The sequence below is a fragment of the Mesorhizobium sp. B1-1-7 genome (assembly GCF_006442705.1).
GTDB lineage: Bacteria > Pseudomonadota > Alphaproteobacteria > Rhizobiales > Rhizobiaceae > Mesorhizobium > Mesorhizobium opportunistum.
In genome coordinates this window covers 20486-42329 of the sequence record NZ_VFWQ01000011.1, presented here as the reverse complement: position 1 = coordinate 42329, position 21844 = coordinate 20486, and the positions used below count along the sequence as shown (strand labels likewise).

23 protein-coding genes are annotated in these 21844 nt (G+C 63.7%); 12 read left to right on the top strand and 11 right to left on the bottom strand.

Going from position 1 to position 21844, the window contains the following annotated elements:
* Nucleotides 1-21 precede the first annotated feature (21 nt).
* Nucleotides 22-1086 carry a hypothetical protein gene (locus tag FJ978_RS19685; protein WP_140573384.1) on the top strand — a complete coding sequence of 355 codons (1065 nt, stop codon included), beginning with the start codon at nt 22-24 and terminating at the stop codon, nt 1084-1086.
* On the opposite strand, the gene FJ978_RS19680 is transcribed toward FJ978_RS19685, so the two are convergent.
* The 6 genes from FJ978_RS19680 to FJ978_RS19655 all read right to left on the bottom strand — a co-directional run bounded on the left by FJ978_RS19680 (nt 1087) and on the right by FJ978_RS19655 (nt 5579).
* A complete protein-coding gene (locus FJ978_RS19680; RefSeq protein ID WP_181176785.1) occupies nt 1087-1434 on the bottom strand; it encodes a cupin domain-containing protein in 348 nt (115 codons plus the stop codon).
* A 121-nt stretch (nt 1435-1555) separates the two neighbouring features.
* Nucleotides 1556-2836, bottom strand: coding sequence for an O-acetylhomoserine aminocarboxypropyltransferase (locus FJ978_RS19675; protein ID WP_013895945.1), 1281 nt, complete (start codon nt 2834-2836; stop codon nt 1556-1558).
* Nucleotides 2837-2993: 157 nt separating this feature from the next.
* Nucleotides 2994-3515, bottom strand: a complete 522-nt coding sequence (locus FJ978_RS19670; protein ID WP_013895946.1) for a CoA-binding protein — start codon at nt 3513-3515, stop codon at nt 2994-2996.
* Nucleotides 3512-4294 carry an AAA family ATPase gene (locus tag FJ978_RS19665; protein WP_140573382.1) on the bottom strand — a complete coding sequence of 261 codons (783 nt, stop codon included), beginning with the start codon at nt 4292-4294 and terminating at the stop codon, nt 3512-3514. The genes FJ978_RS19670 and FJ978_RS19665 overlap by 4 nt, the downstream gene beginning before the upstream one ends.
* A 27-nt stretch (nt 4295-4321) precedes the next feature.
* On the bottom strand, nt 4322-4744 hold the full coding sequence (locus FJ978_RS19660) for a VOC family protein (protein WP_013895948.1): 423 nt from the start codon (nt 4742-4744) through the stop codon (nt 4322-4324).
* A 13-nt stretch (nt 4745-4757) separates the two neighbouring features.
* Entirely contained in the window at nt 4758-5579 is an 822-nt protein-coding gene (locus tag FJ978_RS19655) for an enoyl-CoA hydratase (RefSeq protein ID WP_140573381.1), read from the bottom strand.
* A gap of 154 nt (nt 5580-5733) precedes the next feature.
* On the opposite strand from FJ978_RS19655, the gene FJ978_RS19650 reads away from it, so the two are divergent.
* From FJ978_RS19650 to rpsI, 4 genes are all read left to right on the top strand, one after another.
* Nucleotides 5734-6180: a PaaI family thioesterase gene (locus tag FJ978_RS19650; protein ID WP_140573380.1), complete on the top strand. Its 447-nt coding sequence runs from the start codon at nt 5734-5736 to the stop codon at nt 6178-6180.
* Between the two features lie 62 nt (nt 6181-6242).
* Nucleotides 6243-6890, top strand: a complete 648-nt coding sequence (locus FJ978_RS19645) for a LysE family translocator (RefSeq protein WP_140573379.1) — start codon at nt 6243-6245, stop codon at nt 6888-6890.
* A 274-nt stretch (nt 6891-7164) separates the two neighbouring features.
* The gene (gene rplM / locus FJ978_RS19640) at nt 7165-7629 is read left to right on the top strand and encodes a 50S ribosomal protein L13 (RefSeq protein ID WP_010915638.1); all 465 of its coding nucleotides are present in this window, start codon (nt 7165-7167) and stop codon (nt 7627-7629) included.
* A gap of 1 nt (nt 7630) precedes the next feature.
* Entirely contained in the window at nt 7631-8113 is a 483-nt protein-coding gene (rpsI, locus tag FJ978_RS19635) for a 30S ribosomal protein S9 (protein WP_013895952.1), read from the top strand.
* A 313-nt stretch (nt 8114-8426) separates the two neighbouring features.
* On the opposite strand, the gene FJ978_RS19630 is transcribed toward rpsI, so the two are convergent.
* Together FJ978_RS19630 and FJ978_RS19625 are read right to left on the bottom strand one after the other, a co-directional pair.
* A complete protein-coding gene (locus FJ978_RS19630; protein WP_140573378.1) occupies nt 8427-9482 on the bottom strand; it encodes a glycerophosphodiester phosphodiesterase family protein in 1056 nt (351 codons plus the stop codon).
* Between the two features lie 96 nt (nt 9483-9578).
* The gene (locus FJ978_RS19625; RefSeq protein ID WP_140573377.1) at nt 9579-10787 is read right to left on the bottom strand and encodes an acyltransferase; all 1209 of its coding nucleotides are present in this window, start codon (nt 10785-10787) and stop codon (nt 9579-9581) included.
* 124 nt (nt 10788-10911) lie between these two features.
* On the opposite strand from FJ978_RS19625, the gene speB reads away from it, so the two are divergent.
* Genes speB through FJ978_RS19610 form a run of 3 tightly spaced genes read left to right on the top strand, consistent with a single transcriptional unit; the run spans nt 10912 to nt 13758 of the window.
* On the top strand, nt 10912-11919 hold the full coding sequence (speB, locus tag FJ978_RS19620; RefSeq protein WP_140573376.1) for an agmatinase: 1008 nt from the start codon (nt 10912-10914) through the stop codon (nt 11917-11919).
* Nucleotides 11920-11949: 30 nt separating this feature from the next.
* Nucleotides 11950-12876, top strand: a complete 927-nt coding sequence (gene argC, locus FJ978_RS19615) for an N-acetyl-gamma-glutamyl-phosphate reductase (protein WP_140573375.1) — start codon at nt 11950-11952, stop codon at nt 12874-12876.
* A gap of 42 nt (nt 12877-12918) precedes the next feature.
* Nucleotides 12919-13758 carry an aminoglycoside phosphotransferase family protein gene (locus FJ978_RS19610; RefSeq protein WP_140573374.1) on the top strand — a complete coding sequence of 280 codons (840 nt, stop codon included), beginning with the start codon at nt 12919-12921 and terminating at the stop codon, nt 13756-13758.
* A 166-nt stretch (nt 13759-13924) separates the two neighbouring features.
* On the opposite strand, the gene FJ978_RS19605 is transcribed toward FJ978_RS19610, so the two are convergent.
* A complete protein-coding gene (locus FJ978_RS19605; protein WP_140573373.1) occupies nt 13925-15016 on the bottom strand; it encodes a COX15/CtaA family protein in 1092 nt (363 codons plus the stop codon).
* Nucleotides 15017-15168: 152 nt separating this feature from the next.
* On the opposite strand from FJ978_RS19605, the gene FJ978_RS19600 reads away from it, so the two are divergent.
* Nucleotides 15169-15384, top strand: a complete 216-nt coding sequence (locus FJ978_RS19600) for a DUF2842 domain-containing protein (protein ID WP_013895959.1) — start codon at nt 15169-15171, stop codon at nt 15382-15384.
* Between the two features lie 30 nt (nt 15385-15414).
* Here the strand turns inward: FJ978_RS19600 and FJ978_RS19595 are convergent, their stop codons facing one another.
* On the bottom strand, nt 15415-16473 hold the full coding sequence (locus FJ978_RS19595; RefSeq protein ID WP_140573372.1) for a polysaccharide deacetylase family protein: 1059 nt from the start codon (nt 16471-16473) through the stop codon (nt 15415-15417).
* A 90-nt stretch (nt 16474-16563) separates the two neighbouring features.
* Between FJ978_RS19595 and FJ978_RS19590 the strand changes: the two genes are divergently transcribed.
* Complete coding sequence (locus FJ978_RS19590) at nt 16564-17793, top strand: GNAT family N-acetyltransferase (RefSeq protein WP_140573371.1); 1230 nt, start codon at nt 16564-16566, stop codon at nt 17791-17793.
* 126 nt (nt 17794-17919) lie between these two features.
* A complete protein-coding gene (locus FJ978_RS19585) occupies nt 17920-18756 on the top strand; it encodes a GNAT family N-acetyltransferase (protein ID WP_140573370.1) in 837 nt (278 codons plus the stop codon).
* A 30-nt stretch (nt 18757-18786) separates the two neighbouring features.
* On the opposite strand, the gene FJ978_RS19580 is transcribed toward FJ978_RS19585, so the two are convergent.
* The gene (locus tag FJ978_RS19580) at nt 18787-21018 is read right to left on the bottom strand and encodes an exopolysaccharide transport family protein (protein ID WP_140573369.1); all 2232 of its coding nucleotides are present in this window, start codon (nt 21016-21018) and stop codon (nt 18787-18789) included.
* A 258-nt stretch (nt 21019-21276) separates the two neighbouring features.
* Here FJ978_RS19580 and FJ978_RS19575 point away from each other — a divergent pair, with 258 nt between their 5' ends.
* The gene (locus FJ978_RS19575) at nt 21277-21840 is read left to right on the top strand and encodes a polysaccharide biosynthesis/export family protein (protein ID WP_013532220.1); all 564 of its coding nucleotides are present in this window, start codon (nt 21277-21279) and stop codon (nt 21838-21840) included.
* The last annotated feature ends 4 nt before the right edge of the window (nt 21841-21844 follow it).

The window sequence follows — 21844 nt, the reverse complement described above, 5'->3', positions numbered from 1 at the left end:
TCGCGGGCCTGGGGCTGCGCGATGAGACTGTTTTCCAAACTGGCGACGGCGTTCGCATCGGCATTGCTATGCGCATGCCTGGCGCACGCCCAGGCGCAGCAGCCGGAAAACATCCCGCAGGAAAACAGCGATGCCATCGCCAGGGCGATGGCGGCTGGCCTGCTGGAGCGCCAGACGGGTGCTGCCGTGCCCGCGGACAAGTTCTCGGCCTATGAGGTCGACTTCAACCTCGACGGTCTGTCCGAAATCTACGCCTACGTCGCGGATCCCGCCTGCGACGGGGTGAAATGCGGGCTTTTCCTGTTCGTGCTGGAAGGCGATGGCTACCGTGAGGTTCTCGGTGACATCCCCGGTGCGAGGCTGACGCCTCCAGACAGGGTCGCGCTCGGTGCTTTCAAGCGCAACGGCTTCATCGACCTGCAACTCGACCAGAAGCTGTTTGGCTGGACCGGCGACCACTACGCTGAAGTCTCGACCTTCCCCGCCACGTCGCTCGACGGCGCCGTCTTCATCGCCGCCTGCCAAAAAAGCAAATCCAGCGAACAGCCAGAAGAGGGCGAGGCTGAACGGGTTGCCGGTGAATGCCAATGCCAGTTCAACCGGTTTCAGGCGATCGGCTTCACCCAGGACGACCTTGACCAGTATGCCGCCTCGCTGGGCGAGAATTTCGAGTATCCCAGCGGCGACAAGGAGAAAGCCTGGCAAGCCGTCACCACGAAGGCAAGCGACACCGCAACCGGCTGCGACGTCGTCAGCGGCAAGAGCCAGTGGCAGCCGGCCTACTTCAACCATGGCGACCAGCCGCAACAGGGGCTGGATTTCAACGACTTCATCGCCGCCTGCCCGGCCCAGGATTTCATCCTGACCAACCGCAAGGTCGGCTCGCCGGACCGCGCACTCAGCCTCTGCGGCTGTCTGGCGCGGGAAATGCCGACCCAGGGTATCGCCCAGGAAGGGCTGAACCTGTTGACGCGATATTATCGCGACGAGATTGCCGACGCCGATCTCGAAGCCAAGGACGCCAATTTGCTGACCGCCCATGACAAGGCTTCGGAAGCCTGTCTCGGCCAGTTTCCGGCGAAGTGATCACAGCTTGATCACATACTCCTTGCGTGTCGTTTCAAGCACTTCCCAGCTGCCCTTGAAGCCCGGCCTCAGTACGAAACTGTCGCCTGCCCTGACCGTGCGCGCCTCGCCGCCCTCTTCCGCGATTATCGAGACCCCGGACAGGATGTGGCAGAATTCCCATTCGTCATAGACGATGCGCCACTTGCCTGGCGTCGATTCCCAGACGCCTGCGTAGAGGCCGCCGTCCCGCTCCTCGACATTCCAGGTGCGGAATTGCGGATCGCCCGAGATCAGCCGATCCGGCGCCGGCGCGCCGGATTCGGGTTCGACGCTGTCGGTCGATATTGTCAGGTAATGCGCGGACAAGACTTGCCTCCCACAGTGAGTAGTCGTCAGTCGTGATTAGTGGCTAGCCACCCGAACGTCGACGGGAGCGCTTCCACTCACTACTCACTACTCACTACTCACTACTCACTACTCATTCAAATCAGACCTTGGCGAGCGCCTGTTCCAGGTCGGCGACGATGTCGGTGACATCCTCGATGCCGATGGAAAGCCGCACGGTATCCGGACCGGCGCCGGCCTTGACCTTCTGCTCGTCGGAAAGCTGGCGGTGCGTGGTCGACGCCGGGTGGATGACCAGCGACTTGGTGTCGCCGACATTGGCCAAATGCGAGAACAGTTCGAGCGCCTCGACGAACTTGACGCCGGCCTCATAGCCGCCCTTGAGGCCGAAGGTGAACACGGCGCCGGCACCTTGCGGCGAATATTTCTTCTGCAGCGCGTTGTTCTTGTCGCTGGGAAGACCGGGATAATTCACCCAGGCGACCTTGGGATGGTTGGACAGCCAGCCGGCGACGGTGATCGCGTTGTCGCAATGGCGCTGCATGCGCAGCGGCAAGGTTTCGAGGCCGGTCAGGATGAGGAACGCGTTGAACGGCGAGATCGCCGGGCCGAGATCGCGCAGGCCGAGCACGCGCGCGGCAATGGCGAAAGCGAAATTGCCGAAGGTCTCGTGCAGCACGAGGCCGCCATATTCGGGGCGCGGTTCCGACAGCATCGGGTATTTGCCCGACTTCGACCAGTCGAAGGTGCCGCCATCGACGATGACGCCGCCGATCGAATTGCCATGGCCGCCGATGAACTTAGTCAGCGAATGGACGACGATGTCGGCGCCGTGCTCGATCGGCCGGATCAAGTAGGGCGAGGCAAGCGTGTTGTCGACGATCAGCGGCAGGCCATGCTTGCGCGCGATTTCGCCGATCTTCTCGATATCGACGAAGGTACCGCCAGGATTGGCCAGGCTCTCGATGAAGATCGCCTTGGTCCTGTCGTCGATCTGGCTTTCGAAGGTCGAGACGTCATTGGCTTCGGCCCAATGCACCTCCCAGCCAAAATTCTTGAAGGCATGGCCGAACTGGTTGATCGATCCGCCATAAAGCTTATTGGCGGCGACAAAATTGTCGCCCGGCTGCATCAGATTGTGGAACACGATCACCTGCGCGGCATGGCCGGATGCCACCGCAAGGGCAGCCGTGCCGCCTTCGAGTGCGGCGACGCGCTCTTCGAGCACAGCCTGCGTCGGGTTCATGATGCGGGTGTAGATGTTGCCGAAGGCCTTCAGGCCGAAGAGAGAGGCGGCATGGTCGGCATCGTCGAAGACGAAGGACGTGGTCTGGTAGATCGGCGTGGCGCGCGCGCCGGTGGCCGGATCGGGCTTGGCGCCGGCATGGACGGCGAGCGTATTGAAACCGGGCGTACGGGTCACGGAAACCTCCCTAAAAAACCTTCTGAAAATCGCCGGGCATTCTTGGCGAAGCCCGGCCCGGAATGCAAAGAAGAAAATACCCTTCGGCGTGGGACCTTCGACCAAGCCGAAGGGAAATACGGCTTTTGCCGGAATAATTTTGCGCTTTTGCTGCTGCCTATTTCTGGCGCACACCAAAGCTCTGAAAGCCCTGGCGCATCAGCGGCTTCTTCGACGACAGGACGCCGGAATTAACCCCGGTCCAGCCGATCTCGCCGGAGAGCTTGCCGTACTCGATCTTAGGGCAGCGGTTCATCACCACCTTGATGCCGGCGGCCTCGGCACGTGCGGCCGCCTCGTCATGACGCACGCCAAGCTGCATCCAGATCACTTTCGGCAGGGGATCGAGCCGCAACGCCTCGTCGACGATGCCTGGCACCGCCGCCGGCGCGCGAAAGATGTCGACCATGTCGATCGGCTCCGGAATGTCGGCCAGCCTGGCATAGGTCATGCGGCCAAGGATTTCCTTGCCGGCCTGGCCAGGATTGATCGGAAATACCGAAAACCCCTTGGCCAGCAGGTATTTGAGCACGAAATAGCTTGGCCTGACGTCATTGGCCGACGCGCCGACCATGGCGATGGTCTTCACCGAATTGAGGATGCCGCCGATGTAGGTGTTGTCGTAGCTATCGTGATTCATGCCTCGTCCTCATACAACGCCTCGGTGAGAAAACCATCCGGGTCATTGCTGAAATCGCGCAGCATGCGAAAATGGTCCGTGTCGCGAAAGTCGGCGGGCTCGAGCCCGAACCGGCTGATGCGGAACAGCCGCGCGCCGGGACAGGCCATCAGCAGCGGCGCGTGCGTCGCCATGATCACTTGCGCGGTGCCCGACTGGTCCATGCGTCGCAGCATCTTGAGCAGTTCGATCTGGCGCGACGGGGAGAGCGCGCTCTCGGGCTCGTCGAGGATATAGACGCCTTGCCTGCGGCAGCGTTCCTCGAAAAAGCGGATGAAGCCCTCGCCATGCGACCAGGACAGGAAATCCGGCGGCGGCGGCTTGAAAGGGTCTTCCAGCGCTGCCTGGTCGAGGTAGCGCGCGACGGAATAAAAGGATTCGGCGCGGAAGAACCAGCCGGCGGTGACCTTCGGCAGCCAGTGGCCACGGAACGTGTTCGCCAGCGCGGCGCCACTCTTGTCGATGGCGCTGGAATGGTCGACCGGCCGGTAACCCTTGCCGCCGCCAGCCTCGTCGTAACCGGCCAGCGCCCCGATCGCCTCGAGCAAGGTGGATTTGCCGGTGCCGTTCTCGCCGACAATGATGGTGATCGGCGTGGTGAATTCCAGTTCGAAGGCACGGCCGCGAAACAGCGGCAGACTCCACGGGTATTTTTCCCAATCGTTCACGCGCGCGGGATCGAGCAGGATGCGTTTGAGATAGGGTGCCTTGAGCCGCGTCAGCTGCTTGCGGTGGGCCATCACTTGGTCAGCATCGCCGGGGCTGCATCATTCGGGCAGCGAAATCGTGCCGTCTTCCGCGATTGGAAAGGCCGGATTGTGCGCCACTTCCCAGACATGGCCGTCGGCGTCGGCAAAATAGCCGTACCAGCCGCCCCAGAAAGCGCGGCCGGCCGGCTTGACGATGCGGCCGCCAGCCTTTTCCGCCATGGCGAGCACCTCGTCGACCTCGGCATCAGAGCGGGTGTTGTAGGCGAGATAGACGGCGGACGGCGCCCCGGTGAAGGAGACGCCGGAATCCTGCTCGGCGCTTTCGCGCGGGAACAGGCCGAGAATGACGCCCCCCATCTGGAAGAAGGCGACGCCTTCGGTGATGCCGGCATGCCGTTTCAGCCCCATCGCCTCGTAGAAACGCACCGCGCGATCGAGATCGTCGGTGGCGATGGTGATGATGGAGATGCGCGGTTCCATGAATGCGTCTCCCTTACTCGTCCATCCATTCCGGCTTGCGCTTGCCGATGAAGGCACCGATGCCCTCCTGCGCGTCGCGCGCCAGCATGTTCTCGACCATGACGCGGCCGGTATGCGCATAGGCGTCCGCCAATCCCATCTCGGCCTGGGCGTAAAAGGCTTCCTTGCCGGTCTTCACCACCAAAGACGATTTGGAAGCAATGGTTTGCGCGTATTTGGTGACAATCTGATTCAGGTACTCGCGCGGCACGACACGGTTGACCAGGCCGAAGTCCTTGGCAGTGGCAGCATCGATCGTCTCACCGGTCAAGAGCATCTCCATCGCCTGCTTGCGCGAGACATTGCGCGACAGCGCCACCATCGGCGTCGAGCAGAACAGGCCGATGTTGACGCCCGGCGTGCAGAAGGTCGCTTCATGCGAGGCGATCGCCAGGTCGCAACTGGCGACCAGTTGCAGCCCGGCGGCCGTCGCCAGGCCGTCGACCTCGGCGATGACAGGCAGCGGATGCCGCACGATCGCCTGCATCAACGTGGCGCAGGCGGCAAACGTCTCTTCGAAGAAGGCCTTGCCGCGATCGGCGTCGGCACGCCGCGCCGTCATCTCCTTGAGGTCATGGCCGGCGCAGAACACCTTGCCTGCCGCCGACAGCACGATGACGCGCACGGCCTTGTCGGCCTTGGCGCGTTCGAGTTCCGCCGTCAGCGCCGCCATCACCGCCAGCGACAGGGCGTTGGCGGGCGGATTGGCCAGCATGAGGCGCAGCACGCCCTTGTCCAGCCGGGTCGCGACCGGCCCCTCGACAGCGGCAGGCTTGATGGCAAGGATTTCGGCCATGTTAAGGTCTCCGCGATTCCGCTCGGGCTGCCTGACTATCTAATACCGGATCGGGTTTCGTCCAACACCGATCGCTTGCGCCAGACGGACGGAGGTGTTGCCAGAAACGGGCGGCTGCGCTCATACAGGGTCCGGCGCAAAACGAGAGACCGACATGCCCGCCCAGACTAACCTCAAGCCGGTGCTGAACGCACAGCAGGTGAATGCGCTGATGGAAGCCGAGTTTCCGCAGCTTAACGAAAGAGTCGCGGCCTATGAAGCGATCGACGTCTTTCCGGGCGGCTGCATCGTGCGGCTCAATGCCGGCGAACGGCATCTTCGTCCGGGCGGCACGGTGTCCGGCCCTGCCCTGTTCACGCTGGCCGACATAGGCGGCTATGTCTGCGTGCTCAGCCATGCCGGGCCGGATGCACTCTCGGTCACCACCAACCTCAACATCAACTTCGTCCGCAAGGCCGGGACAGGACCGATCGATGGCAACTGCCGCATCCTGAAGCTGGGAAAGAGCCTGATGGTGTTCGACATCGACATCGTCGCCGGCGAGGGCGGACACACGATCGCGCACGCGACGGGGACCTATTCGATCCCGCCGAAACGCTGACACGGAGAAGGCCGATCCGGCATCCTGGCCGGAACTCCCGATCGACACGTCCGTTTTGCGGCATGCCCGATCTGACCACATACCTTGCCTTTCTCGGCGCCGTGCTTGCCTACCAGCTTTCCGGCGTCGGGCCCGATATGATGCTTGTGATCAGTCGCGGCGTCGGACAGGGCTGGCGCCACGCGCTGGCGGCCGCGACAGGCTGCGTATCGGCCGGCGTCGTGCAAATTCCATTACTTGCGATGGGACTTGCCACGCTGATCACATCCTCGCCGCCTCTTTACAGCTTTCTCCAAATCGTCGGCGCCATCTATCTGATCGCCATCGGGGTCAAATTCCTGTTGGCGCGCCGGCAGGATGAAAGTCGTACCTTTGCGTTTGCCAACACCGGTGGCACTGCAGCCGCTTTCCGGCAGGGCATGATCTGCAATCTCACCAATCCGACGACGCTTGCCTTCATGTTAGCGATGCTGCCGCAATTCGTTCACCCTTGGGCCGGTCCAGCGGCGTTGCAGTTCATCATTCTCGGCACGACTATGAAGATGATGGGAATGGTTGTCCTCGGCGCCGTCGCGCTGACGTCCGGCGCGGTCGGCGGCTGGCTGTCGCGCCGAAGCAGCTTCGTCGTGTGGCAGGGAAGGCTGGCCGGAGCCATTATGGTCGCCGTCGGCATCAGACTCCTGCTTGCAGTGACGAGTGGCCGGCGGTGAGCGAAATACCGGCCGTTTTGGCGGTAGGCCGTGTTGTAAAATAATACCACATAGTTTAACACTTGAAATTTAACGGTTTTTCGTTTTCGTTGACCGCCTATGATGCTTGACGAGGGCTACCCTTCTCCCCTATAAGCCCTCACGAAGCAGCGGCCCGCAAAGGCCGCCGTTTTGTTATTGACGGCGGGCAAGTGCTTTTCGCCAATCCAAGCAACAAGAAACGCCTTCCTTATCGTTTGTGGATTGGGGAAGGTCCAAACCGAGAGCAGAAAACATGACAACCTTTTCGCAGAAGCCTGCGGATGTGGTGAAGAAGTGGATCCTGATCGACGCCGAGGGTCTCGTCGTCGGCCGTCTCGCCACTGTCATCGCCAATCATCTTCGCGGCAAGCACAAGCCGACCTTCACCCCGCATGTCGACGACGGCGACAACGTCATCGTCATCAATGCCGACAAGGTGGTGTTCACCGGCAAGAAGTTCACCGACAAGGTCTATTACTGGCACACCGGCCACCCCGGCGGCATCAAGGAGCGCACCGCGCGCCAGCTGCTCGAGGGCCGTTTCCCCGAGCGTGTCGTCGAGAAGGCCGTCGAGCGCATGGTGCCGCGTGGCCCGCTCGGCCGTCGCCAGATGAAGAACCTGCGCGTCTATGCAGGTGCCGAGCATCCGCATGTCGCCCAGCAGCCAGAAGTCCTCGACGTGGCCAAGCTGAATTCCAAGAACAAGAAGGTCGCATAAGATGGCTGAGCTTTCCTCGCTCGCAGAACTGGGCGCCGCCACCGGCAACACCAATACGCAGGCCGCGGCACCCGTCCACGTCCAGAAGCTCGACAAGTCGGGCCGCGCCTATGCCACCGGCAAGCGCAAGAACGCCATCGCGCGCGTCTGGGTGAAGCCGGGCTCCGGCAAGATCGTCGTCAACGACAAGGAATTCGCGACCTATTTCGCGCGCCCGGTCCTGCAGATGATCCTCAACCAGCCGATCATCGCCTCCAACCGTGCGGGCCAGTACGACATCGTCGCCACTGTCGTCGGCGGCGGCCTCTCCGGCCAGGCCGGTGCTGTGCGTCACGGCATCTCCAAGGCGCTGACCTACTATGAGCCTGCGCTGCGCGCCGTGCTCAAGAAGGGCGGCTTCCTGACCCGCGACAGCCGCGTCGTCGAGCGCAAGAAGTACGGCAAGGCGAAGGCCCGCCGCTCGTTCCAGTTCTCGAAGCGCTAAGCGCATCGCAGTTTGGACAATCGAAAAGGCCGCCTCCGGGTGGCCTTTTTGTTTGCGGCTCGGCAGTCACCCCGCCCGCGCCTGCGGCGCGACCTCCCCATCAAGGGGAGGTAGAAGCCCGCCCGCGCCTGCGGCGCGACCTCCCCATCAAGGGGAGGTAGAAGAAGGCGTGTTTTGCACCGGTCAATGCAGTGTCGGAACGGTCGGGGTTGGTGACCGACCAAAACCTGGCGCCCCACCTCCCCTCGATGGGGAGGTCGGCGCGCAGCGCCGGGTGGGGTGATGGCGCCAGCGTCGGATTTCCTATTTTTTCCTAGTTGATGCTGGCGGTGCTGGCGGCCTCAACCGGCCGTACCTCATCGGCATAAGGCACGCGGTAGCCGTTCGCCGCCAGCCAGCCGATTGCCGCCTTCGGTTCGTCGGTCTGGATGATGGTGGCGCCGCGGTCGGCCCAAAAACCCCAGGCTTCGCGCGGCAGGCTGGCCTGTACCGCCAGTTCGTCGCCACGGCCGCCGGCCAGGAAGCCGCCCGGCTTGCCAGCGATGGCATAGGTGTCGGCCCAGATGTGCCAGTTGCCCCGCACCGCGGCGGCCCGCATGCGCGTGCTGAACAGCGGTCCGCCGGTTTCGGTCAGCGTCTCGGCGCCTGCGCGCCAGTTGATCAGTTCGATCGCACGCGGCGCAAAAGCATGGTCGACCGTCTCGGCGAAACCGGCATCATGCACCGCGTCATCGGCGATGATCGGCATAAACTGGACGCCGCCGACCGCAGCCATGGCGGCCTTTGCCGCGGTGATCCTGCCCTGGTTCCATAGGTTCTCCTTGACGATGACCTGGTCCGCCATCCCGAGATCGCGGGCCACCGCGATCATGCCTGGGAGGTCACCGACCTCGAGCTTATTGTCGAGGTTGATGAGGATCCTGTCCCGGGTCGCCATCAGCATTTCGCGCAGCGTCGAAACCGTTTCGTTGGTGACGGCGCGAGTACCCTCGATCACCAGCCGGCAGGTCCTCAGTTCGGCCAGCGTGTATTTCACCACCTCGCCCTTGCAGGTCGTCGTGCGGTCGAGCCAACTGTCATGCATAACCACGAACTCGCCGTCCTTCGAGCGCCTGATGTCGACCTCGACGATCTCGGCGCCCATGGCGATCGAGCCTTCGACAGCCGCGAGCGAATTTTCCGCATAGAGTGTCTTGCCGGTCTGCATGCTGCCGGCGCGATGCGCGGCCACCATGACGTGGTCCCGCCACTGGTTGGCGTGTTCGAAGCGGTCGAGTATCTGCCCGGCGCGGGTCTCACCGGCCAAGGCCTGGCCGCAGGTGGCCGCGAGTGCCGTGGAAAACAGAACGCTCAGCCAGATGGTCCGCATCGAGAATCGCTCCTTGCCGGATCGAAATCCGGATAGGCGATGCCCGTGACATCCAGGTGAACGAAGCCGGCTAGCGGAATCCTCAATGGCCGTGCGTCAGATGCGTTTCGCTCGCCGGCGAAACCATGCCATCGCCGGCATCTCGACGAAGCGCCAGGTGATCCAGGATAGCGCGACGGTGGCAGCGAGCATGAGAACGATCGCGGCTATCCCGACCCAACCGGCACCGAAACCGGTCGCAGGTTGGCCGCGCAGCACGATGTCGCCGACAAGGCCGAGGCCGAGCTTGCGCTCGACGAGCCCGGCGACATTGATCAGCCGCGCCTGGACGAAGATATGGACCATGTAGATCGAGTAGGACAGCGCGCCGAGCGTCAGCATGAACGGCGCCCTCAGCAGAGCTGAAATCCAGCCGCCTTCGTGGGCGAACAGAAACAGCGCCAGCGCGAACACCAGCGGGGCCGCGATGCCAAAATCATTGCTGCCCGCCAGCGAGACAAAAAAGGCAATGACCGCCACCATGACGATTTCGGCAAGGGTCCAGCTCATCCGCGGGCCGCTGCTGACGAGAACCTGTCGCGCCGCTGCAATGGAATCATGCTGAAACCAGGCCAGCGAGGCGCCGAGCGAGAAGCCGTAGAGGCAACGGATGAAGCCGAAATCATAGGACACATCCATATGATGCGTGGAGAAGCCGAGCAGGAACAGCGGCGCCGTGACAGCGGCGGCGACGAACCATATCCAGGCACGCGCGCCGGCGATGAAGACGACGCCAGCGAACAGGAGATAGGCGAAGAACTCCGCCGAAATGCTCCAGCTTGGTGCATTCCAGGTCAGGCGATCCTCGAAGCCGACACCTTGCAGCAGGAGAAGATTGGCAAGCAGGCTTTTCAGGTCGAACCCGCCGGTGAACGGAGCAGCGCCGGCGCCATGCAGTTGCGGCAGCATCAGCCGCAGCAGTTCGAACCCGGCAAAGGCCGCAAGCATGGTGAGATGCAGGGGATAGATACGGCCGAAACGCACCAGCGCGAAGCGAGCGGCCTGTGCCGGCTGGCTCAGGCGATCGGCGTAGCTGCTGGCGATGACGAAGCCGGAAAGCACGAAGAAGAAGTCGACGAAAAGATAGGACGAACCGATGAAACGGCTCTGCGAGATCACCGAAGCGGTCGGGAAGTGAAACAGCGCCACCAGCAGCGCGCAGATCCCGCGCCAGGAATCGAGAACCTGGAAGCGTTCGCCGGCGATCGTGCCGGCGTGGGTCGACACCACGGCACGGGACGGATTAAGAAACGCTGTTTGCGTCATGATGGTACAAATCCTGTCTTGCCGTGGCACCCGGGCGGCGCGGTTTCGTCTCCCCAAGCTGTGACTGGCATCTTCCATGCCGGTTCTGTAGTTGTTGCACCCCGATGAAAACCGAGGACCATTAATGGCGACCAAGACCATCGACCATGCCTTCACCGCCCGCTCCAAAACAGGCGCTGCGTTCGAGCCGACCTATTCCGGCGCGCTGTCGTTCATGCGGCGCAAATATACGAAGGACGTGAAGGGCGCGGATGCGGTCGTGTGGGGCATTCCGTTCGATGCCGCCGTCACCAACCGGCCAGGCGCGCGCTTCGGGCCGCAGGCTATACGCCGTGCCTCGGCGATCCTCGACAACGACCCGCAATATCCCTTTTCGCGCGACCTGTTCGAGCACCTCGCGGTGGTCGATTATGGCGATTGCCTGCTCGACTCGGGCAACCACCAGAAGACGCCGGGCACGATCGAGCGCGAGGCGGCCAAGATCCTGAAGTCGGGCGCCTTCCTGCTGACGCTTGGCGGCGACCATTTCGTCACCTGGCCGCTGCTCAAGGCGCATGCCGCAATCCACGGACCGCTCGCCCTGGTGCAGTTCGACGCGCATCAGGACACGTGGGAGGACGACGGCAAGCGCATCGACCACGGTTCCTTCGTCGGCCGCGCGGTCAAGGAAGGCATCATCGATCCCGACCGGTCGATCCAGATCGGCATCCGCACCCATGCCCCCGACACGTTCGGCATCAAGATTCTCCATGGCCACGAAATCGAGGAGATGCGCGCGTCCGACATCGCCTACGCCATCGTCGACCGCACCGGCGGCAAGAAGACGTATCTGACGTTCGACATAGACTGCCTCGATCCGGCCTATGCACCGGGCACGGGCACGCCGGTTGCAGGCGGACCGTCCTCGGCTAAGATCCTGTCGACGCTGCGACAGCTCAACCAGGTCGATATTGTCGGCGCTGATGTCGTGGAGGTTGCGCCGGCCTATGATCACGCCGATATAACGGCGATTGCCGGCTCGATGGTGGCCATGCAGTATCTCGGCCTGCTGGCGGAGCGGAAGGCCCGGCTCGAAGAACTGAACAACGGCAACCACAACGGTGCCGCGGTGAATCATGGTAACGGCATATAGTCTTGAAATCTCAGGGAATTTGATCAGGCAATGAAACCGAAAATCTTCATCGACGGCGAGCACGGCACCACCGGCCTGCAGATCCGGGCGCTGCTTGCCGAGCGCGGCGACCTCGAGATCATTTCCATTCCCGCCGAGCGCCGCAAGGAAACGGCCGCACGCGCCGAATTCCTCAATGCCGCCGATATCGCGATCCTGTGCCTGCCGGACGACGCGGCGAAGGAAAGCGTCTCGCTGATCACCAATGACACGACCAAGGTCATCGATGCGTCGACCGCGCATCGCGTGGCCGAGGGCTGGGCGTATGGTTTCGCTGAAATGGACAGGGATCAGGCGAAGACGATCGCCTCGGCCAAGCGTATCGCCAACCCCGGCTGCTGGCCGCAAGGACCGATCGCGACGCTGCGGCCGCTGGTCACCGCTGGCCTGCTGCCGGCGGATTTCCCGATCACCGTCAACGGCATTTCGGGCTATTCGGGCGGCGGGCGTCCGATGATCGAGGATTATGTCGCCAAGGGCGAAGATGCTTCGGAGTTCCTGCCCTACGGCCTCACCCTGCAGCACAAGCACGTGCCGGAATTGCGGGCCTATGCGAAGCTGTCGCATGACCCGATCATGCAGCCGGCCGTGGGCAATTTCGCCCAAGGCATGATCACCGTGGTGCCGCTGCAGCTCGGCGGCCTCGATCACGTGCCGAGCGGTGCGGAACTGCATGCGGCGATTGCCGACCATTTCGCCGCAATCAAGGGCGGCGTGGTCGAGGTGGCGCCTTACGCGCATCTGGAGCGCATGCCGGACATCGATCCGGAGATCTACAACGGCACCAACCGCATGAAGGTCTATGTCTTTGCCAACGACAAACGCGCGCAGGCACTGCTGCTGGCGGTCTACGACAATCTCGGCAAGGGCGCGTCGGGTGCTGCCGTCCAGAACATGGACCTGATGCTCGGGACCTAAAGCGCGTCGTCTTTCGGGGCCACTTTTGAGCGACATGCATTAATGGACGCACCAGCCTTCCCGGCGCGCTGGAAGGTCAGCGCGCCAGAACTCATCGCCGAGACGTTCTCGAGCCGCATCTGGAAGGTGCGGCGCGAGGATGGCTCGCCGGCGATCGTCAAGGCGCTCAAGCCTTTCGACGACGTCGCCGACGAGTTGCGCGGCGAGCATTTCCTTGCCTGGCGGCGCGGCGAAGGCGCGGTACGCCTGCTTGGTCGCGATGGCCACAGCATGCTGCTCGAATTTGCCGGCGAAACACTGCTTTCCAAGGTTCTCGATGAGCAAGGCGACAAAATCGCCACCGAAATCGCCGCCGAGATGATGGCAAGGCTGCTCTCGCCATCGAAGCACTCCTTCCCGTCCGAGCTTCAGCCGCTCAGGGAGCGGTTCGCCAGCCTTTTCAAGAAAGCCGCAACCGATCGCGCCAACGGCCACGGCAGCCTGTATGTCGAGGCCGCCGCAATCGCAGATCGATTGCTGGCCGACCCGCGCAATGTCAGGCCGCTCCACGGCGACCTGCACCACCAGAACATCCTGCATGGCCCGCGCGGCTGGCTGGCGATCGATCCGAAGGGCGTGCTCGGCGACCCCGGCTTCGACGCCGCCAACATGTTCTACAATCCGCTCGATCGTGACGCACTCTGCCTCGATCCGGAGCGGATCGCGCATATGGCCGAAGTCTTTGCCATGACGCTGAAGCAGACACCCGCAGCGATGCTGGACCACGCCATCGCCTATGGCTGCCTGTCCGCGGCCTGGCATCACGAGGACGACAACGCGGTCGAGGAGAACCGCGAACTGTCGATAGCCGCGGCGATCCGGACGGTGCGGGCCGCTTTCTAAGTCCGTGGACGGGAGCGGTAATCGCTTGCCGACGCCGACAAGGCTGCCAAGGCAGCCCATAGCCAGTCCACCCCATCCGCCGCCACCTTGCGCCAGGCGGAATTCGACGGCGAGAAGACCACGCAGTCCAACGAATTCTGGATGTGATCGACCGATCGGCTCGCGATCAGGTCCGGAGCGCAACCTGGTGCGGCAGGGGGTAAGCACCCTTGGTGCCGCGCCAATGCGCGGCGGCAAAGCCCAGCACGATCAGCGCAAAACCCTGGTGCGTCAGCGCCATATGCAGCGGCACCTGCATCAGCAGCGTGCCGATGCCGATCGAGGCTTGCACCAGCACCAGCACAAACAGCAGCGTCGCGCGGCGCGCATGGGTCGACCCGGGCAGCCGCCGACGCGTCGCGATCATGTGCCAGAGCGCGACGGCGAAGACCGTGTAGGCGCCGAGCCGGTGGACGAACTGAACCGTTTTCGGGCTCTCGAAGAAATTGCGCCATGCCGGCTCGAGGATCAGCAGATCGCCCGGGATGATCCTGCCGTCCATCAGCGGCCAGGTGTTGTAGCTCATGCCGGCGTCGAGGCCGGCGACCAGGCCGCCGAGATAGATCTGGATCAGCGCCAACAGTACGATGAAGCCGGCCAGGCGCCGCGTCGAGCGATCGGCGGCGGGTTCGGAATGCGGCGCCAATCCACGCGCCACGACCATGGTGGCGGTGAAGATCAGCGCCGCCAGCGTCAGGTGCGTCGCCAGCCTGTACTGGCTCACCGACACGCGGTCGACCAGGCCCGAGGCCACCATCCACCAGCCGATGGCCCCCTGCAAACCGCCGAGGAGCAGAATCCCGACCAGCTTGGGCCCAAGGCCGCGCTCGATGCGTCGCATCGCCCAGAAGGCCAGCAGCGGCACGGCAAAGACCAGGCCGACGCTGCGTGCCAGCAGGCGATGTGCCCATTCCCACCAGAAGATCGACTTGAACGCCTCGATGCTCATGCCCTTGTTGAGCTCGGTGTATTGCGGGATCTGCTGGTAGCGCTGGAATTCCTCTTGCCACTCGGCATCGTTGAGCGGCGGAATGACGCCATGGATCGGCTGCCATTGCGTGATCGACAGGCCGGACTCGGTAAGGCGGGTGGCGCCCCCGACCAGCACCAGCGCGAACAGAACCAGAAGCACGACATAAAGCCAGCCGCGCAGCAGTGCGCGGTTGTGCAGGTCGCGGTCGCGGGCCACGTACGGCGCGGCGGCTGAAATGGCAGCCATGATCTATTCCCGGCAGGTTGAGGTCGCGGATTGGTGGACCATCGCACCCGTGCTGGCAAGACCGTTCGGCGCGGCACGCCGTCGCGCCGTCCGCCGCGGGTTGCGCGTGCCCCGCGTTCGGCTTAAGCGAGTGCGATCAACGAGGCCAAGCCATGCCCATTCGCCTGAAAAAGCTGATCGGAATGTTCCTGCTGGTGGCACTGGTCATCATCTATGCGCTGGTCGCCTCGATCTTCGCGGTCGCCCGGCTGTCGGAGTCCGGCGCGCTGGTGCAGTTCCTGTTCTTCCTGCTCAGTGGCCTGCTCTGGGTGCTGCCGGCGATGGGCATCATCAAATGGCTGATGCTGGAGCCGCGGGCCAAGCGCTGAGCTTTGGCCTGGCTTTAGCCAGGCAAACCGTCAGATTGTCACGACCATCTTGCCGGCATTGGCGAGCGGCGTCGTCACGCCCGACAGCATGGTGCGGATGTGGGCGAGGCTCTGGTAGCGGCCATTGACCGAGAGGCGCGGCAAGGCATGCAGGAAGCCGGCGTGCTCGGCGCGCAGCACGCCGTGGCGGGTCGTCACGGCGGAGGCATAGCCGGCATCACGGGCAAAGCCCACCTCGCGGCAGCCGACGGCACTGGCATAGCCATAGGGGTAGGCGAAATGACGGGGCTCGGCGCCAAGCTCAGCCCGCAACATGTCCTTCACAGCGCCGATCTCGTGCCGTGCGCCGGCTTCGGAAAGCCGCTTCAGATTGCTGTGATTGATGGTATGGGCACCGATCGTCACCAGCGGGTGCGCCGCGATGGTGCGGATCTCATCCCAGTTCATCAGCGTGCGCCGGCGTGAGGCATCCACGTCGATGCCATTTGCACTGGCGAGCTCGCGCAGCACGGTCCGCAGATCTTCCTCGCGAACTTCGGTGGTGAAGTAGGTGTGCAGCCGGGCGATGGCCTGGTGTTTCCTGGCGGGGGTCTTGCAATCGATAAGCGCCGGGCCGTTCGAGGTCGTCAGGGTCAGGCGGTCGGACGCGTTGACGATGTCCTCGACCACATCCCACCACAGATCGGCGGTGCCGTCGATCAACCCGGGTGCGACATAGATGGTGATCGGCGCGCCGTGCTTTTCCAGCACCGGCAGAGCCTCGGTCAAATTGTCCCGGTACGCATCGTCGGCGGTGATGGTGGCGAACCGGCCACCCTTGCCGCCTGCCTTGATGCGCTCGATCGCCTCGTCCATTGAGACGAAGGCATAGCCGCCCGCCTTCATGTCGGCGATCATGGCGTCGAGAAAGCTGGGCGAGATGTTGAGGTGCCGGTTGACGCTGTGGGGCTTTTCCGGCGTCGCCGTCACGCGGTGCAGCATCAGGATGGCGCCGATGCCGCCGACAAACGGCCTGGCCAGCGGTGCGAGGCCGGTATAGCGGGCGACGTTGAGCGCCAGTTTCCGGATTGCCTCCCCGCCGTCGATCATTCATTCACCTTTTGCGCCTAGGCTGATCCAAGCACAGAATACGCCTGAGCGAACCCCAAATCGGGATCAATACGCCCTAAGGATTGAGGTATGGTTGACGCATCGGCGTCATTTGACGGCAATCGGCTCACGGCGACCGAAGCCTCGTCACGGGCCCTGCCGAAAGATGCCGCCGGGCTGTCTGTTTGCGTTGCCGCCGCCGAGGGGCTCGCGGCCTATGCGGGGTTCTGCCGCTCGGCGCTTTGCGCTCCGGCACAGGGCGCGATATGGACCCTGAACTGGGCCACGCAGGTCAGGCCAGATCCGATCGTCGCGACGCTCGCTCTCGGAGGCAAACCGGTCCTGGCGTTGGCGCTGGAAGTGACCCGCCGCGGCCCGTTCCGGGTCGCCCGTTTCATGGGCGGCCGACACGCCAATGGCAATTTTGCCGCCGCAGACCCGCAATGGCTGGCCAAGGCGGATGTCGCGGCCATCCGGACGTTGCTTGCCGCCATCGCCAGGGCGCGGCCCGACATCGATCTCATCGCACTGGAAAGACTGCTGCCCGATCTCGACGGCATCGCCAATCCCTTCGCATCGTTCGATCATTTTGCCAGCCCCAACCTTGCGCTGGCCGTCGATCTCGACGGCGGCTTCGACGCGTTGCTGGCGCGGGCGAGCGGCAAGCGCAAACGCAAGAAGCATCGTTCGCAGACACGCAAGTTCGAGGCCGTCGGCAGCCATCGGCGCATCACGGCCGCCACACCGGAAGAGGTGCACAGGCTGCTCGACGCCTTCTTCGAGATGAAGGAATCCCGCTTCCGCAAAATGGGCATTGCCAACGTCTTCGGCGACGACCACACGCGCGCTTTCTTCCGGGCATTGTTCGGCCAGGCCCTGGCCGAACAAAACCCCTCGTTCGTGCTGCACGGGCTGGAGGTTGCCGGCAGGCTGCGCGCCGTCACGGGATCGAGCTTTTCGGGCAAACGCGTGATCTGTGAGTTCGGAGCGATCTCCGAGGACGATCTCGCCCACACCAGTCCCGGCGACTTTCTGTTCTTCAACAACATCCAGGAAGCCTGCGAGACCGGCTTTGAGGTCTATGATTTCTCGGTCGGCGACGAGCCCTACAAGCGGCTATGGTGCGATATCGAAACCCGGCATTTCGAGGTGCTGGTCCCGCTGACGCTGAAGGGCCGCGCGCTGGCACAGGGGCTTCGCCAGGCCACGCGGCTGAAGGCTTTTATCAAGAACAGCCCGATGGTCTGGAAGCTGACCAAGATGCTGCGCCGCAAGGCCGCTGGACAGCCGGCCCCCGCCCCCCGCGAAGACGACAACTAGGCCTTGCCGGGGCTTGCTTTCGGCAGGCCTCGACCTCGAAGCGCGGCGCCGATGCAAGCGACTGGCCAAGACCGGTCATCTCTGCTGAAATCCTTCGACCGCAATCATCGCTGCGAAATGAGCATCATGAAGCCGACCATCCGCGCGCTGTCGCTTGAAGAACTGGCCGTCCTCGTCGACTGGGCAGCTGCCGAGGGCTGGAATCCCGGCCTTGAAGATGCCGCGATGTTCCAGGCAGCGGATCAGGAGGGTTTCATCGGTGCCTTTGTCGGCAACGAAATGGTCGCCGCGATCTCGGCTGTGGCCTATGGGCACGATTTCGGTTTCATCGGTCTCTACATCTGCCGTCCGGACATGCGCGGCAAGGGTTACGGCAAGATGGTGTGGACCGCGGGCATGGACCGGCTGGCCGGGCGCACCATCGGGCTCGATGGCGTCGAGGAGCAGCAGGCCAACTACCAGAGCAAGGGATTCACGCCGGCCTACAAAACCGTCCGCTACAGCGGGCGCCCCGCAGCCGCGCCCATCGGCGCCGAGCGGCCTCGCATGGTGACGTCGCAACTGATGCCCGACATCATCGCCTATGACGCACTTTGCTTTCCCGCATCCCGGAGTTCCTTCCTGCGGCGATGGGTGCAGCCGCCGCACCATGCGCTGGCGGCGATCACGCCGCGGGGAATGGCTGGCAATGCGGTGGCGCGATCCTGCCGCAGCGGCTTCAAGGTCGGCCCGCTCTTCGCCGACGACATGCAGACCGCGGTCGGATTGCTCGAGGACCTGGCGAGCATATGCGAGGGTGGCGACCTGAACATCGACGTACCGGCCACCCAGGTGGATTTCATCGCGGCACTCGGCGCGGCGGGTTTCTCACCGACCTTCACCACCACCCGCATGTACAAAGGCCCGCCGCCGAAGCTCGACGCCAACAGGATATTCGGCGTGACGACGCTCGAACTGGGATAGTCCGGAGCCTGCCTCCGGACAGCGGTTCCTTCAGGCCGCGGAACGGCGTCCCGGGGTGCCCGGGGGCTCGTGACCAAGCGGCGTCACCAGCGTCACGTCCGGGTAGCCGTTCTCGATCAGCTTGACCGCGGCCTGCGCCACCTCGTCGTCCGGCTCCAGCATGGACAGGAACACCTCGGTGGCATCGCCGCCCAGACGGCTGATGCCTTGTGCGTCGGCCGGTCCGCATTCGACCACCACCAGATCGTAGGCCGTGGTCAGCGACTGCATGATGATCGGCAGCCGGTCGGCGGCGCGCATGGCGCGGACCGGATCGGCGGTGCCGACCGGAATGACGTGGCAGTCGGAATAGAGATCGGCATGGATCACGTCGCTGAACTGCGCCTGCGACGCGAGCAGATCGGTGATGCCGGGGAAAAGCCCGCTGTCCAGCATCGGCCGCGAGGCGGCGCCCGAGGCGGTGAGGTCGAGCAGCAGGACGCGCAGGCCGGCGTCGGAAACCTCGCGCGCCACCAGGATCGCCGATGCGGCCGCCTCGTCGCCTTCGGGCGAAACGAATATGGCGCGCGCGGCCCCGCTCGCGATCAGCTTTTCAGCCGCCTTCTCGATGTCGATCTCGCCAAGCACCGAGCGCGGCCGCGCCGCCACAACAGGCTCGGGCTGTGGCACGGATTCAGTCTCGGTGACAGGCTCGGCAGCAGGCCGCGCCTCCGGATCCGAGATCGTTTCGGGGGGCCATGGCGTCTCGGCGGCACGGTTGGCGGCCTCGCTGGGGATTAGCGGTTCCAGGCGGCCGGATGGCTCGGAGCGAGCCGTCGCCGGCATCGCCACCTCATCGATCGGCTCGAAACGGGCGCCACTGGCCGGGCGCATGGCGCGGCCCGAAAAGAGTTCCTGCAACAGCGTGAGCACCGCCATCAGCAGCAGCGAGGCCGCGAAGGCCGCGCCGACGATCGGCCCGATCTTGGGGAAATAGGCTTCCGAAGGCACCGAGGCCTTCGAGACGATCCTGGCGTCGACCGGCAGATATTTGCGATCCTGGCGCGAAGCCGCTTCGCGGTAGTTGGTCAGGTAGAGTTCGAGTTGCTGGCGCTTGGCCGCCGCATCGCGCTGCAATGCGTCGAGATCGACCTGCTGTTCGCCGGCCTGAGCCGACGCCGCCTTCAACGTGTTGACGTCGGCGACAAGCTGGTTCTCGCGGGCCTTGGCGGTCTCGGCCTGCATCAACAGGCCCTTCATCACCTTCTGGGCCTCGCTGCGGATCTGTGCGTCGAGATCGGACAGCTGCGATTTCAGTGCGCGAATGCGCGGATGATTGTCGAGCAGCGTCGTCGACAGATCGGCGATGTTGGTGCGCAGTTCGACCTGACGCTCGCGCAGACGCTGGATCAGGTCGGATGACAGAACTTCCGGCACCGCGTCCAGCGAGCCGCCATTCTGCAGCGCTTTGCGTACACCGTCGGCTGTCGCTTCGGCTGCGGCGCGATTGGCGCGCACTTTCGACAGTTCGCTCGACAATTCCGAAAGCTGCTGGGTGGCGAGCACCGAATTGTTGCCGCCCATCAGAAGATCGGACTGCGCGCGATAGGCCGCGACCTTCGCCTCGGCATCCTTGACCTGCCGCTGCAGGTCGGCGATCTCCGGCGCCAGGAAGTCGGCGGCGGCGTTGTTCGATTCGAGCTTTGCCGCGCCCTGGCCGGCAATATAGGCGGCAGCAATGTCGTCGGGTATGGCGGCCGCGAGCTTTGGATCTTCCGATGAGAACTCGATGGCGATGATGCGGGTCTTCTCGACGCCATAGACGTTGAGCTTCTCGTGCATTTTCTTGAGCACGCGCTCTTCCGTCGGAATTTCCATCGGATCGCTTTTCAGTCCGACCAGGACCAAAAGGCGGCTCAGCGGCGACATGTCGAGCGCATCGTTGAACTCGGGCAGTTTCTCCAGGCCAAGCTTCTGCGCCACCTGCTTGAGGATTTCGTTGGAGGAAATGATCTGGACCTGGGTGGCGACGCCCTGTTCATCGAGAATCGGCTTGTCGGTGTCGCTGTTGTTGCTGGCCGGCCGCGTGTATACGGATTCGCGCGGCACGATCTCCACCTGCGTCTCCGCCTTGTAGTGCCGGGTTGCCAGCGACGCCAAAGCGAAGGCCAGCCCCGTCACCACCAGAACGACAAGCACTGTGCGCAGCCAACGCCTCGCCAGGCTGGCGAAGAGCTGCTTGAGGTCAACATCGACATCTGCGGCCGCGGACTGAACGGACATGCATCCCTACTCCGAAACTGGGTCAGGATGCACCGTAAACAACTATGGTAACTCAGCCGTTAAGACCAAGGTAAGCTCTCGTTAGGACTTGCTGGCGAGCGGCAAGAAAAAAACGATAAAATACCAAAATCCTTGCCGGCGCGGACGGTGTCGGCCGGCTCCTTTACCGGCCATTAACCCTAACAGGATGATAACGAGCCTCGATATCAGATGTTTGCTGCAACGCCGCAGCGGCCAGTCGAAGGTACGTGTCCGGTCATGAAAAGCACTGCTTCCCTCTTTCGCGCGCTGCTTGCCGTATCGATGCTTGCCGGCTGCTCCAGCTACCGGCCGACACCGGCGGCCTTCCACGAGGTCCTCGACCAACCCTATCGTCTCGGTGCCGGCGACCGCGTCCGCGTCACGGTGTTCGAACAGGACGGGCTGACCAACACCTACAGCGTCGACCAGTCCGGCTATCTCTCTTTCCCGCTTGTCGGCGCCATACCCGCCCGTGGCCACACCGCGCAGCAGATGGAAAAGGAGATCGCCGACAAGTTGCGGCAAGGCTACCTTCGCGATCCCGATGTCTCCGTCGAGATCGATCGCTACCGGCCGATCTTCGTCATGGGCGAGGTGGGCGCCGCCGGCCAGTATTCCTATGTGCCCGGCCTGACGGTGCAGAAGGCCATCGCCATTGCCGGAGGCTTCACACCGCGCGCCAACCAGGAGAGCGTCGACATCACCCGCGACATCAATGGCAAGGTGATGACCGGCCGCGTGGTCACCTCGGATCCGCTGCTGCCCGGAGATACCGTCTACGTCCGCGAACGCCTGTTCTGACTGG

Excerpts from the sequence above, each read along its gene's own strand:
- FJ978_RS19590 (WP_140573371.1), top strand. The coding sequence starts at position 16,564 with ATGGTTGACGCATCGGCGTCATTTGACGGCAATCGGCTCACGGCGACC.
- FJ978_RS19685 (WP_140573384.1), top strand. The coding sequence starts at position 22 with ATGAGACTGTTTTCCAAACTGGCGACGGCGTTCGCATCGGCATTGCTA.
- FJ978_RS19650 (WP_140573380.1), top strand. The coding sequence starts at position 5,734 with ATGCCCGCCCAGACTAACCTCAAGCCGGTGCTGAACGCACAGCAGGTG.
- rpsI (WP_013895952.1), top strand. The coding sequence starts at position 7,631 with ATGGCTGAGCTTTCCTCGCTCGCAGAACTGGGCGCCGCCACCGGCAAC.
- FJ978_RS19605 (WP_140573373.1), bottom strand. The coding sequence starts at position 15,016 with ATGGCTGCCATTTCAGCCGCCGCGCCGTACGTGGCCCGCGACCGCGAC.
- FJ978_RS19580 (WP_140573369.1), bottom strand. The coding sequence starts at position 21,018 with ATGTCCGTTCAGTCCGCGGCCGCAGATGTCGATGTTGACCTCAAGCAG.
- FJ978_RS19625 (WP_140573377.1), bottom strand. The coding sequence starts at position 10,787 with ATGACGCAAACAGCGTTTCTTAATCCGTCCCGTGCCGTGGTGTCGACC.
- FJ978_RS19660 (WP_013895948.1), bottom strand. The coding sequence starts at position 4,744 with ATGGAACCGCGCATCTCCATCATCACCATCGCCACCGACGATCTCGAT.
- FJ978_RS19630 (WP_140573378.1), bottom strand. The coding sequence starts at position 9,482 with ATGCGGACCATCTGGCTGAGCGTTCTGTTTTCCACGGCACTCGCGGCC.
- rplM (WP_010915638.1), top strand. The coding sequence starts at position 7,165 with ATGACAACCTTTTCGCAGAAGCCTGCGGATGTGGTGAAGAAGTGGATC.
- FJ978_RS19670 (WP_013895946.1), bottom strand. The coding sequence starts at position 3,515 with ATGAATCACGATAGCTACGACAACACCTACATCGGCGGCATCCTCAAT.
- speB (WP_140573376.1), top strand. The coding sequence starts at position 10,912 with ATGGCGACCAAGACCATCGACCATGCCTTCACCGCCCGCTCCAAAACA.
- FJ978_RS19645 (WP_140573379.1), top strand. The coding sequence starts at position 6,243 with ATGCCCGATCTGACCACATACCTTGCCTTTCTCGGCGCCGTGCTTGCC.
- FJ978_RS19575 (WP_013532220.1), top strand. The coding sequence starts at position 21,277 with ATGAAAAGCACTGCTTCCCTCTTTCGCGCGCTGCTTGCCGTATCGATG.
- argC (WP_140573375.1), top strand. The coding sequence starts at position 11,950 with ATGAAACCGAAAATCTTCATCGACGGCGAGCACGGCACCACCGGCCTG.
- FJ978_RS19595 (WP_140573372.1), bottom strand. The coding sequence starts at position 16,473 with ATGATCGACGGCGGGGAGGCAATCCGGAAACTGGCGCTCAACGTCGCC.
- FJ978_RS19655 (WP_140573381.1), bottom strand. The coding sequence starts at position 5,579 with ATGGCCGAAATCCTTGCCATCAAGCCTGCCGCTGTCGAGGGGCCGGTC.
- FJ978_RS19610 (WP_140573374.1), top strand. The coding sequence starts at position 12,919 with ATGGACGCACCAGCCTTCCCGGCGCGCTGGAAGGTCAGCGCGCCAGAA.
- FJ978_RS19585 (WP_140573370.1), top strand. The coding sequence starts at position 17,920 with ATGAAGCCGACCATCCGCGCGCTGTCGCTTGAAGAACTGGCCGTCCTC.
- FJ978_RS19665 (WP_140573382.1), bottom strand. The coding sequence starts at position 4,294 with ATGGCCCACCGCAAGCAGCTGACGCGGCTCAAGGCACCCTATCTCAAA.
- FJ978_RS19600 (WP_013895959.1), top strand. The coding sequence starts at position 15,169 with ATGCCCATTCGCCTGAAAAAGCTGATCGGAATGTTCCTGCTGGTGGCA.